The 11,803-nt window shown below is 70.2% G+C and carries 8 protein-coding genes and 2 pseudogenes; 9 read left to right on the top strand and 1 reads right to left on the bottom strand.

The features are described 5' to 3' along the window. The first annotated feature begins 24 nt into the window (after window positions 1-24). From NHH88_17735 to NHH88_17775, 9 genes and pseudogenes are all read left to right on the top strand, one after another. Window positions 25-1,191 carry a response regulator gene (locus NHH88_17735; protein USX11555.1) on the top strand — a complete coding sequence of 389 codons (1,167 nt, stop codon included), beginning with the start codon at window positions 25-27 and terminating at the stop codon, window positions 1,189-1,191. Beyond that, window positions 1,188-6,557 carry an ATP-binding protein gene (locus NHH88_17740; GenBank protein ID USX11556.1) on the top strand — a complete coding sequence of 1,790 codons (5,370 nt, stop codon included), beginning with the start codon at window positions 1,188-1,190 and terminating at the stop codon, window positions 6,555-6,557. The genes NHH88_17735 and NHH88_17740 overlap by 4 nt, the downstream gene beginning before the upstream one ends. A gap of 147 nt (window positions 6,558-6,704) precedes the next feature. Beyond that, window positions 6,705-7,157: pseudogene (locus tag NHH88_17745) on the top strand (MCP four helix bundle domain-containing protein). Window positions 7,158-7,376: 219 nt separating this feature from the next. Beyond that, window positions 7,377-8,321 (top strand): annotated as a pseudogene (locus NHH88_17750) (methyl-accepting chemotaxis protein). Window positions 8,322-8,468: 147 nt separating this feature from the next. Beyond that, window positions 8,469-8,864, top strand: coding sequence for a hypothetical protein (locus NHH88_17755; GenBank protein ID USX11557.1), 396 nt, complete (start codon window positions 8,469-8,471; stop codon window positions 8,862-8,864). 145 nt (window positions 8,865-9,009) lie between these two features. After that, window positions 9,010-9,651, top strand: coding sequence for an FxDxF family PEP-CTERM protein (locus NHH88_17760; GenBank protein USX11558.1), 642 nt, complete (start codon window positions 9,010-9,012; stop codon window positions 9,649-9,651). 112 nt (window positions 9,652-9,763) lie between these two features. Next, a complete protein-coding gene (locus tag NHH88_17765) occupies window positions 9,764-10,786 on the top strand; it encodes a dienelactone hydrolase family protein (GenBank protein ID USX11559.1) in 1,023 nt (340 codons plus the stop codon). Window positions 10,787-10,927: 141 nt separating this feature from the next. Continuing rightward, the gene (locus tag NHH88_17770) at window positions 10,928-11,182 is read left to right on the top strand and encodes a hypothetical protein (protein USX11560.1); all 255 of its coding nucleotides are present in this window, start codon (window positions 10,928-10,930) and stop codon (window positions 11,180-11,182) included. Further along, on the top strand, window positions 11,182-11,556 hold the full coding sequence (locus NHH88_17775; GenBank protein ID USX11561.1) for a type II toxin-antitoxin system PemK/MazF family toxin: 375 nt from the start codon (window positions 11,182-11,184) through the stop codon (window positions 11,554-11,556). The genes NHH88_17770 and NHH88_17775 overlap by 1 nt, the downstream gene beginning before the upstream one ends. Before the next feature lie 102 nt (window positions 11,557-11,658). Here NHH88_17775 and NHH88_17780 read toward each other — a convergent pair whose 3' ends face one another. Further along, complete coding sequence (locus NHH88_17780) at window positions 11,659-11,796, bottom strand: hypothetical protein (protein ID USX11562.1); 138 nt, start codon at window positions 11,794-11,796, stop codon at window positions 11,659-11,661. Between the last annotated feature and the right edge of the window lie 7 nt (window positions 11,797-11,803).

Here is an 11,803-nt window from a genome sequence, read left to right on the forward strand (position 1 = left end):
GCCCGCCGCGCGCCGGAAAACACCATGAGCATGCCGCCCGACCTGCGCGACCGCACCATCCTGATCGTCGACGACACGCCGGCCAACCTGACCCTGGCCGTGGCCATGCTGCAGCAGCACGGCCTGCGCCTCGCCGTGGCCCACAGCGGCGACGAGGCGCTGCGCCGCGTCGCCTTCTCCCCGCCCGACCTGATCCTGCTCGACGTGATGCTGCCCGGCATCGACGGCTTCGAGGTCTGCCGCGCCCTCAAGGCCGGCCCCGCCGCCGGCGCGGCCGTGCCGGTGATCTTCATGACCGCGCTCACCGGCACGGCCGAGAAGGTGGCCGGCTTCGCCGCCGGCGCGGTCGACTACGTGACCAAGCCGCTGCGCGCCGAGGAGGTGCTGGCGCGCGTGACGACCCACCTGCGGCTGGCCGCGATGCAGGCGCAGCTGGTCCAGCAGAACGCCCTGCTCGAGGGCGAGAACCGCGAGCGCCGCGCCGCCGAGCGCGTGCTGCAGCAATACCGCGACAGCCTGGAACTCCAGGTGGCCGAGCGCACCGCCGAGCTGCGCGAGCTCAGCGCCCACCGCGAGAGTGTGCGCGAATGCGAGCGCAAGCACATCGCCCGCGAGCTGCACGACGAGCTGGGGCAGTCGCTCACGGCGCTGCGCATGCAGGCGGCGCTGCTGCGGGTGCGCTTCGGCGCCGAGATCCCTGGCCTCAACGAGCAGGTGCGCGCCATGACCGAGCTGGTCGACCGCACCATCGGCGTGGTGCGCAACGTCGCCACCAGCCTGCGCCCGACCGTGCTCGACATGGGCATCGCCTCGGCGCTCGAATGGCTGGTCGACGAGTTCCGCCGCCACAGTGGCCTCGATTGCAGCCTGACCCTGGCGCTGGGCGAGGCCCAGCTGAGCGAACCGCAGGCCGTGGCCGTGTTCCGCATCGTGCAGGAATCGCTCACCAACGTCGCCCGCCACGCCGACGCCAGCGAGACGGCCGTTTCGCTGCGCCGCGACGGCGACGCCTGCGAGCTGGAGGTCGAGGACGACGGCCGCGGCTTCGACCCGGCGCGCACGCGGGCCCATTCGTTCGGCCTGCTCGGCGTGCGCGAGCGCGTGCTCAGCCTGGGCGGCCAGTTGACCATCGCCAGCCAGCCCGGCGGGCGCACCCGCATCGTCGTGCGCCTGCCGCTGGACCCGGCATGATCCGGCCCGGCGCGCGCCGGGCGCTGGCGTGTTGCCTGCTGGCCGGCGCCGCGCTGGCCGCCACGGCCGCGCCGTCGGCCCCCGGGCGGGCGGCGGGAGCGGGCGAAGCGGCGGACGTCGTCGCGCCCGAGCGCTGGTCCGAGCTGACCTTGCCGATGTTTCAGGCCGTCGGCGCGCCGCAGGGGCTGGGCAACGTCATCGTCATGGCCGTCGCCCAGGACCGCACCGGTTTCTTGTGGGTGGCCACCGCCGGCGGCCTGTCGCGCTGGGACGGCTACCGCTTCCGCAACTACACCAACAGCCCCGACGACCCGCGCTCGCTGCCGGACAACTACGTGCTCTCGCTCTACAGCGACCGCCGCGGGCGCTTCTGGGTGGGCACCTCCACCGGCGGCCTGGCGCGCTACGTGCCAGGGGACGACGGCTTCGTCACCTACAACGCCAAGAGCGCAGGGCTGGCCGCCGGCGGCGTGATGGCCATCGCCGGCGACGGCGGCGACGGCTTGTGGCTGGCCACCGCCACCGGGCTGGTCCATCTGGCCGACCCGGACGATCCGGCGCGGGCGCGCGCCACCCGCTACCGCCACGACCCGGACGATCCGGCCAGCGTGCCGGCCGACATCATCGAATCGCTGGCGGTGGGCGCCGACGGCACCGTCTGGATCGGCACCAGCGAGGGCCTGGCGCGGCGCGGGCCCGGCGCGGCCGGCTTCGCCAGGGTGGCGCTGCCGGTGCGCCCCGGCGACGGCCCGTCCGTGTCGGCGCTGATGGTCGACCAGGACGGCTTGTTGTGGATCGGCACTAACGGCGCCGGCGTATTCGTGCTCGACCCGCGCAGCGGCCGGCTCGGGCGCCACGCCGACGGCGCCGCCGCCGCCGCGCTGATGAAGCACGTCATGGTCACCGGCTTCGCCGAGCCGGTCCCTGGCGAGCTGTGGGTGAGCTCCTATTCGGAGGGCGTGGCCGTGATCGACCGCGCCAGCGGCCGCGCGCGCCTGCTGGCGCACGAGCCGCTGGCGCCGGGCGGGCTCGCGAGCGGCGTGGTGCGCGCGCTGTTCGCCGACCGCGCCGGCGCGTTGTGGGTCGGCACCGACAACGGCCTGAACCAGCGCGCGCCGCAGCAGGCGGCGCTGTCGCTGGCGCCGCGCCAGAACACCCGCCCGGGCCTGAGCGACGGCGACGTGATGAGCCTGGCCGAGGGGGCCGACGGCGGCCTGTGGGTCGGCATGGTGCGCCGCGGCGCGGACGTGGTCGATCCGGCGCGCCGGCGCGTCACGCGCTGGCCGCCGGCGCCGCGCCCGGGCGCGACGGTGTCGGCCTACAACGTCACCACCCTGTATGCGGACCGGGCCGGCAAGATGTGGGCGGCCACGCCGTCGGGCCTGTTCCGCGCCGACCCGGACGGGCGCGCCGGCACGGCCGTCGACGCCCCGTGGCTCGACCCGCGCCTGCACATCCGGGCGATGACCGAGGCCGGCGGCAGCTTGTGGATCGGCACCGCCAGCGGCGGACTGTTCCAGGCGCGCCTCGACGGCCCCGCCAAGCTGCGCAAGGTGCGCGAGGTCGCCGGGCTCGGCGGCCTGGAGATCGGCGACCTGCTGCCCGGGCCGGCCGGTTCGTTGTGGGTCGGCGCCAGCACCGGCTTGAGCCGGATCGACACGGCCAGCGGCGCCGTGCTCGAACACATCGGCGCCGACCGCGACGATCCGGCGGCGCTGTCGCATCCGAACATCAACAGCATGCTCACCGACCGCCGCGGCCGGCTGTGGGTGGGCGGCGACGGCGGCATTAATGTGCTCGAACCCGGGCCCGGCGGGCGCCGGCGCATCCACCGCGTGGGCAAGGCCGAGGGCTTGTCCAACACCAATATCTCGCAGTTGCTCGAGGACGGCCAGGGCCGCATCTGGGCCTGCACCGACGACGGCCTGGCCGTCATCGACCCGGTCAGCTACGCCGTCGGCGCGCTGGGGCCGGCCGAGGGCGCGCGCTACGCGCCGTACTGGGCGCGCGGGGGCGTGGCCGGCGCCGGCGGCGACCTGCTGTTCGCCGGTTCGGGCGGGGTCACCGTGGTGCGCCCGCAGCGCTACCGGCCGTGGCGCCTGGCGCCGCCGCTGGTGGTCACCGAGGTGCGGGTGGGCGGCAAGCCGATGCCGCCGGGGCGCTACCATGGCGACGGTGGCGCCGCGCTGGAGGTGCCGGCCGACGCCAACAGCTTCGCCGTGGCCTTCGCCGCGCTCGATTTCACCGCCCCCGAGCTCAACCAATATGCCTACCGCCTCGACGGCTTCGACCGCGACTGGGCCCACGCCGACGCCGCGCACCGGCTGGCGTCCTACACCAACCTGCCGCCCGGGGACTACCGCCTGTTGATCCGGGGCACCAACCGGGCCGGCGTCTGGAGCGGGCGCGAGCTGGCGCTGCCGGTGCGGGTGCTGCCGTGGTGGTGGCAGACCTGGTGGTTCCGCGCCGCCGCGGCGCTGGCGGGGCTGGCCGCGCTGTACGGCGCCTACCGGCTGCGCATCTGGCGCCTGGCGGCCCAGCGCGGCGCACTCGAGCGCGAGGTGGTCGCCCGCACCGCCGAGGTGCTGCGGCAAAAGGCGCTGGCCGACCAGCAGCGCGGCGAGGCCGAGCGCCAGCACCGCGAGGCGAGCGAGCGCAACGCCGAACTGGCGGCGGTCAACGCGGTGGCGCACACGCTGGCCGGCAAACTCGAGCTCGACCAGATGATCGCGCTGGTGGGCGACCAGGTGCGCCGCCTGTTCCAGGCCGAACGCGCCTGCATCACCTTGCTCGACGGGGACAGCGGCGCGCCCCTGGTGGCCTATACCCATGGCCAGGTCCATGGCCACGACCGGGCCGACGCCCTGGCCGCCGCCGACGAGGCGGCGCTGGGGCGGGTGCTGGCCAGCGGCCTGGGCGAGCTGGCCGACGACGGCGCGGTCTCGGGCCTGTATGTGCCCATCATCGCCAACGGCGTGGTGCGCGGCGCGGCGGCGGTGCGGCGCGCCGCCGGGCCGTATCAGGCCAGCGACCAGCGCCTGCTCGACACCATCGCCGCCCACTTGGGCGCGGCGCTGCAGAACGCGCGCCTGTTCCAGCAGGCCGAGGCGGCCCGGGCCCGGGCCGAGGAGGCCACCCAGGCCAAGTCCATGTTCCTGGCCAACATGAGCCACGAGATCCGCACGCCGATGAACGCGGTGATCGGCCTGTCCTACCTGGCGCTGGGCACCGGCTCGGCGTCGCGCCAGCGCGACTACCTGCAAAAGATCCACAACGCCGGCAATTCGCTGGTGGGTATCATCAGCGACATCCTCGATTTCTCCAAGATCGAGGCCGGCAAGCTCGACATCGAGAACGCCGACTTCGACCTCGACGACCTGCTGGCCCACGTGGCCGCCATCGCCGGCGGCACCGGCGGCGGCGCGCCCGAATGCAATTTCGACGTGCCGGCCGACGTGCCCAGGCGCCTGTGCGGCGACGCCCAGCGCCTCGGCCAGGTGCTCATCAACCTGCTCAACAACGCGCTCAAGTTCACCGCCGGCGGCGAGGTGGCGCTGGCGGTGCGCGCGCCCGAGGAGCGCGACGGGCGCGTGCGGCTCGCCTTCAGCGTGCGCGACACCGGCATCGGCATGTCGGCGCCCCAGCTCGACCAGCTGTTCCAGGCCTTCACCCAGGTCGACGGCTCGTCGACGCGGCGCTTCGGCGGCACCGGCCTGGGCCTGAGCATCTGCAAGAACCTGGTCGACCTGATGGGCGGCACGATCGCCGTCGACAGCGCGCCCGGCGTCGGCAGCCGCTTCGTCGTCGAGCTGTGGCTCGGGCGCGCCAGCGACGCGCTGGCGGCGGCGCCGGGCCTGCCGGCGGCGCTGGCGGCGCTGCGGGTGCTGGTGGTCGACGACAACGCCACCGCGCGCGCCGCGCTCGCGGGCACGCTCGGCAGCCTGGGGATCGCCGCCGTCGCCGTCGACGGCCCGCTGGCGGCCGCGCACGCGCTGGCCGGCGCGGCGCGCTACGACCTGCTGCTGGTCGATGCCGGCCTGGCCGGCGCGGGCGGCTGGGGCGACGCTGCCGCGCCGCTGGCGTCGGTGCTGGCCGCGCGCGACGGCGCCGCCCCCAAGCTGGCCCTGCTGAACGGCGCGGCCGGGGACGGGGCGGACGGCACCGGCGACGCCGACGCCTGCCTGGTCAAGCCGGTGACGCGGGCCGCCATGGCCGATAAGCTGCTGCGCCTGTTCGCGCCCGGGCAGCGCCCCGGCGCCCCGGGCCAGCGGCGCCCGCCGCCCCGGTTCGACGGCGCGCGCGTGCTGCTGGTCGAGGACAACGAGATCAACCAGGAGATCGCCGTCGGCCTGCTGGAGGCCTGCGGGGTCGCCGTCGACCTGGCCAACAACGGCCGCGAGGCGCTCGAGCGGCTGCGCGCGGTGGACGCGGCGCGCCACTACCAGCTGGTCTTCATGGACTTGCACATGCCCGAGCTCGACGGCCACGCCGCCACCGCGCGGCTGCGCCGCGACACCCGCTTCGACGCGCTGCCGATCATCGCCATGACGGCCAACGCCATGCCGGCCGAGCGCCAGCGCTGCCGCGACGAGGGCTTCGACGACCATCTGAGCAAGCCGTTGATACCGGCCGAGCTGTACCGCATGCTGGGCAGGCATCTGGACCCGGCCACGCGCGGCGCCTGGTGTGCGCGGCGCCGGCGCGCGCCGCTGCCCGAGGACGGCGTGCCGGGCCTGGACCTGGCGCTGGCGCGCCAGGGCGTCGACGGCGACGAGGCGCTGCTGCTCAAGGTGCTGCGCATGTTCGCCCGCGACGAGCGCGACCGCGCCGGGCGCATCCGCGCCGCGCTCGGGCGCGGCGACCACGCCGGCGCCGAGCGCCACGCGCACTCGCTGCGCGGGCTGGCCGAGGGCATAGGCGCGCTCGCGCTGGCGCGCCTGGCCGGCGAGCTGGAACGGGCGGCGCGGCGCGCCCGCGAGGCGCGCGCCGGCGGCGCGGCGCCGGACTTGGACGCGCCGGCCGCGTCCCACACCGAGTTGGCGGCGCTGGCCGCGCTCGACACCGCGCTGGCCGCGCTGTGCGCCGAGCTCGACGCCCTGCCGCCGGCCGAGGCCGAGGCCGTGGCCGCCGCCGGCACCGCGCGCGCGCCGCTGGAGTGGCTGGGCGAGCTGCGCCGGTTGGCCGAACTGATGTGCGAGCGCGACGGCGCGGCGGTCGGCCTGTTCGCCGCCGGCGCCGCCGACTTCGCCGCCAGCTTCGGCGCCTGGGACGCCGAGGCGATCCAGCGCGGCCTCGACGACCTCGACTTCGACGGCGCGCACGCGGCGTTGCGCTGGGTCGCCCACAAGCACGAGCTGGGCCTGTGAGGGCGCGCCTTACCGGCCGATCAGGTTTTCCCTACGGTTATATCAGGATGTACTGATTACCCCGAGTATTTCCCTGAAATAACATGAATTTCTTTTGGAATTCAATGGGCGCCCGCACGAGGCAGGCCCGAACGGGGAGACACAAAAATGAAAGATTGGAAAATCGGTACGCGCCTGGGCATCGGCTTCGGCGTCGTCCTGCTGTTGCTGGCGGTGGTGGCGGCGCTGGGCGTCAATGGCATGGGTCGCACCAAGCGCGCGCTCGACCGGATCGTCGACGTCAACGTCAATAAAATGAGCCTGGTGCAAGACATGTCGGAATCGGTCCACATCATCTCCCGCGTCACGCGCACGGTCGTGCTGTTGAGCGAGCCGGCGGCGATCGAACGGGAACTTGTCAAGCTCATGGCGGCCCGCGCGAAATACAACACCGCCTGGGAAGAGTTGGACAAGAGCGCCGCCAGCGTCGCGGGCCGGGCCGTGCGCGCCAGGATGGCTGAAGCGCGGCTGGCGTCCACGGAGCTCAACGACAAGGTGATCGCACTGGCCAAGGCCGACCGGGACGCCGAGGCGACCGAACTGCTGATCAAAGAGGCCGCGCCGGCGGCGACCCGGTGGCAGGACGCGATGGACGAGAACATCGAATTGCAAAAGGCGAACAACAAGATGGAAGTGGGGCAAGCCGGCGCGGCCTACGACCGCGCGCGTTCGCTGGTGCTGATGCTCACCGCCGTGGCGGCGCTGCTGGGCGCGGCCATCGCCTGGTTCGCCACGCGCTCGGTGACCGTGCCGATCCGCGCGGCGGTGGCGGTGGCGCGGGCCGTCGCCGACGGCGACCTGTCGAGCCGCATCGAGGTCGATACGCGGGACGAGACGGGACAACTATTGCAAGCGCTCAAGGACATGAACGAGGGCCTGGTCACCATCGTCGGCCAGGTGCGCAGCGGCACCGACGCCATCGCCGCCGCCTCCGGCCAGATCGCCAGCGGCAACATCGATCTGTCGTCGCGCACCGAGACGCAGGCCAGTACGCTGGAGGAGACCGCGTCCTCGATGGAGGAAATGACATCGGCCGTCAGGCAGAACGCCGACAACGCGCGCCAGGCCAACCAGCTGGCCATTTCGGCCTCCGCCGTGGCGGTCGAAGGCGGGGAGGTCGTCGCCCGCGTGGTCGACACCATGGACGCGATCAATGGCGCGTCGAAGAAGATCGTCGAGATCATCGGCGTGATCGACGGCATCGCCTTCCAAACCAATATCCTGGCGCTCAACGCGGCGGTCGAGGCCGCGCGCGCGGGCGAACAGGGGCGCGGCTTCGCCGTGGTCGCCACCGAGGTGCGCAACCTGGCACAGCGCTCGGCCGCCGCCGCCAAGGAGATCAAACAGTTGATCGGCGCATCGGTGGAAAAGGTCGACGCCGGCGCCAAGCTGGTCGACCATGCCGGCTCGACCATGCGCGCCATCGTCCAGAGCATCCGCAGCGTGACCGATATCATGGGCGAGATCACCTCGGCCAGCCAGGAGCAGAGCGCCGGCATCGAGCAAATCAATCAAGCCATCGTCCAGATGGACCGGGTCACGCAGCAGAACGCGGCGCTGGTGGAGGAGGCCGCGGCCGCCGCCGCCGCGCTGCAGGACCAGGCCGGCGGCCTGGTGCGCGCGGTGGGCGTGTTCAAGCTCGCCGCCGACGGATCGCCCGGGGCGGAAAGGCGCGCGGTGGCGGGTGTGGCCGCCCCCGCGATGCAATTGAGCTTCAGTCAATGAGCGGCGCCGTCGCTGCCAAGGCGTGCGGGCGGGTGCGCCGTTTGCCCTACAAGAACACGGGCAAATCCCTACATCACTATCCGACGCGGCTGATGGTCCCGCGATGCGGACTGATGCATTGTGTGGGTATCGAGGGAGGGGTTTAAAATGAACATAGCGCCACTGTACGAACATTATGAACAATACGTCCGGGAGTACCGGTCCGTCTTGCACCTGATCGACCAGATCCTGGCGCCGCGCGGCATGGATACGGCTGGCGCGATTGCGGCGCGCCGCCACCTGCTGGGCGAGGACGCGGTGACGGCCTTCATCCATATCACCGAGCGTATGCAGGCGCAGGTCTCGCAGGGGCGGATGGAGGTCGACGTCGTGCTGGCGGCCCTGGTGTACGAGTGTTGCGACAAACTGACGGTGCTGGGGGCGAACGGCGCCGTCGAGCATGAGGTTGTGGCCGGCGACGTGCAGCGCAAGGAGCGCTTGATTTCACCGGCCCGGCGCCTGTTCCACGGGGCTTGCCAACGTTTGCTGACGCGCTGCGCCTGACCGCGCCGGCCGCATGGGACGAGCTCGATTGCCTGATCCTTTCACCGCGCAGCGATCTTGAACAAAAAAACTATCATGCAGAATTGCTAACTGTATTAAGCTCGCGTTGCGCCATTTGGCGCGGTCAAAAAATACAGGAGGCACTATGCGTAACTTGTTGATTGTTATGTGCATTTCGCTAGCCAGTTTGTTTGGCGGTTCGGCCCACGCGTATCAGTACAACTATGTCAGCCAGGTGATCCCGGTCGAACACACCGCGTATCGAAGCGATATCACCTTCACCCATTACAGCGTCATCACGGTGCAGATCTTCACGCCCACACTGCTGACGGCCGGCTCCGCGTGGTCGCCCGACACGGTCATCTACATGAACCGGTGGTCGAACGATAATCCGACCCACCCGCAGTCGCTGCTCTATCCCAATCCGGACGCCGATCCGACCCGTCCGCCCGGCTCGGTCTGGAATCCCAACTGGACGGTGAACATGGACATCGGCGCGGTCGACGCCAATGGCTTGCCCACGGTATGGGACATCAGCCTGCTGCGCCAATTGCACACCCCGGAGGGCAGGGAAGACATCAGCAACATCACCACCACGAACAACGGCGACAGCGTCGTCGGCGGTTACGAGACCTATTACTACTTCCAGGGCGCGATCACCGCGCCGGGCACCTGGACCATGGGCGTGGCGGCCGTACCCGAGCCGGAAACCTACGCGATGATGCTGGCCGGCCTCGGCCTGGTCGGCGCCGTGGCGCGCCGCCGCCGGTCCGCACGGGCGGGTTGAATTTATAAGTATCCCCTCAGGTGGCCTGAGTAAATAAAGTTTTCTGATTTAACATTATCTTAACGGTAACTTTCATAGAATCGGCGGCATTCAAACCAATCGGAGCCGCTCGATGAAGTACTGGACCACTTTTGCCACCTTGTTGTTGGCGCTCGCCGCCGCCGGAATGCCGGCGGCGCGGGCGCAAAGCACGACCACCGACCCCGCCGTTACGCGCGTCGAGTTCGACAGCTACACGCCGCCCACCATGTACGACCTCGCGCGCGAACGGCGGCAAAACTGGGCGCCGCAGCGGGTCTGGGCCGATATGACGATGCCGCGCATGCGCGACGGCGAGGGTCCGGTGCCGGCGATGGTCATCATGCACGGCAGCGCCGGCATTGAGGCCAACACCAAGATGTGGGTGGCCGCGCTCAATTCGATCGGGGTCGCCACCTTCGTCGTCAGCAGTTACGAGCCGCGCGGGGTCATCCGCACCGTGGAGGACCAGACGCTGGTGCCGCCGGCCGCCAATTTGATGGACGGCCTGCAGGCGCTGCAAGTGCTGGGGGAAGATCCGCGCATCGATCCCGAGCGCATCGGCGTGATGGGTTTCTCGCGCGGCGGCGCGGTCGCCTTCCGCAGCGCCATCGAACCGCTGCGCCACGCCGTCATCAAGACCGACTTGCGCTTCGCGTTGCACATCCCGCTCTACGCCGGGTGCAACGATGTCTATTGGTCGCGCCAGGTGACCGGCGCGCCGATCCTGAGCCTGGTGGGCGCGGCAGACGATTACGTCGGCGCCGCAGGGTGCATATCGCTGGCGGCGAAGTATGCCGAGGCCGGCGCGCCGATCCGCACCGTCAAGTACGCCGGCGCCGGCCATTCCTTCGACGCCACCTACGCGGTGACGTGGCTGCCCAAGGCGAGCGTCTCGACACCGTGCGGCGTGGTGCGCTGGGATATCGAACCCTGGACCATCCACTCCGAACTGACGGGCGCCACGATCGACCCGGCCAAGCTGACCGATTTCTACAAGGCCTGCACGAAGTTCGGCGCGCATGCCGGGCGCAACGAGGCGGCGGCCACGCAGGCGCGTACCGAGGTGATCAACTTTGTCCGGAAGATTTTCTTCCCCACCGTATCGAAGTCATAGGCCGCCGGTGGCGGCTCACCACTTGCAAATGATCTGGATTCCGCCGCCGCGTCGTTTAGCGTGACGTATCAACATCGTTGACACATAGATGATTTGTTGATACGGTGTGTCTACGATATTTGACTCTTAGGGAGAAATGCTATGGCACAGCAAGCAATTGAAACTTCCATCAACACATGGGGTAATGGGCTTGCCTTGCGCTTGAATAAAATGATCGCAAAGGCAGCAGGCATCGTTGACGGCACCCAGGTGCGCGTCATCGCGCAGCCAGGCAAGATCATCGTGGAGATCACCGACCGGAAACCGACCTTGGACGAAATGCTGGCCTCGTTCGACAAGACGAGGCACGGTGGCGAAGTGATGGCGTTCGCACCGGTCGGCAAGGAAGCTCGCTGATGGTCGCGAAGACACCCGTCAAATGGGTTCCTGAGCGGGGTGAAATCATCTACGTGAACCACAGCCCCCATGTTGGAAAGGAGATGCCCGGAGTCCATCCACTCCTTGTGGCGTCACCGCAAGCCTTCAATGAGCGCACAGGAATCGTGATCGGCTTCCCAATGACGCACGCAGCGTTCAATGCGGATAACCCTTTTGCCGTCGCAGTGCAGGGGCCAAAGAGCGAGGTCGGCTACGTGCTGGCGTTTCAGCCGAAATCCTTCGACTGGGAGGAACGCGGCGCCACAAAACACCCGTGGGGCGGTGGGCACGGCAAGGTGCTGGATGCTGCACTTGAGAAGTTGGATGCGATTTGCGGCATCTGCAATTGTTGACCAAGTCACACTAAGTGACCGGAAAACAAAATGCTCGAAAAAGATGCAATCGCCGCAATCCGACGTGCGCGAATTGATTGAGCTAATACGAGCGGTCGAGAACTACGTCACGATGATGGCCACCGCCGCGTTGGCCTGCTCGTCGATCCGGTCGGTACGGACCCGGTTGCGGTTCTGACGTTTAGCGTACGGCGCGATCCGTCCGGCGTTTAGCGCGCCGGACGCTAAACTGATTGTCAAAATCGCT

This window comes from Oxalobacteraceae bacterium OTU3CAMAD1 (assembly GCA_024123915.1).
In the GTDB taxonomy this organism is placed as follows: domain Bacteria; phylum Pseudomonadota; class Gammaproteobacteria; order Burkholderiales; family Burkholderiaceae_D; genus Rugamonas.

Coding starts and splice junctions, on each gene's coding strand:
- NHH88_17735 (USX11555.1), top strand. CDS start 25: ATGAGCATGCCGCCCGACCTGCGCGACCGCACCATCCTGATCGTCGAC.
- NHH88_17740 (USX11556.1), top strand. CDS start 1,188: ATGATCCGGCCCGGCGCGCGCCGGGCGCTGGCGTGTTGCCTGCTGGCC.
- NHH88_17755 (USX11557.1), top strand. CDS start 8,469: ATGAACATAGCGCCACTGTACGAACATTATGAACAATACGTCCGGGAG.
- NHH88_17760 (USX11558.1), top strand. CDS start 9,010: ATGCGTAACTTGTTGATTGTTATGTGCATTTCGCTAGCCAGTTTGTTT.
- NHH88_17765 (USX11559.1), top strand. CDS start 9,764: ATGAAGTACTGGACCACTTTTGCCACCTTGTTGTTGGCGCTCGCCGCC.
- NHH88_17770 (USX11560.1), top strand. CDS start 10,928: ATGGCACAGCAAGCAATTGAAACTTCCATCAACACATGGGGTAATGGG.
- NHH88_17775 (USX11561.1), top strand. CDS start 11,182: ATGGTCGCGAAGACACCCGTCAAATGGGTTCCTGAGCGGGGTGAAATC.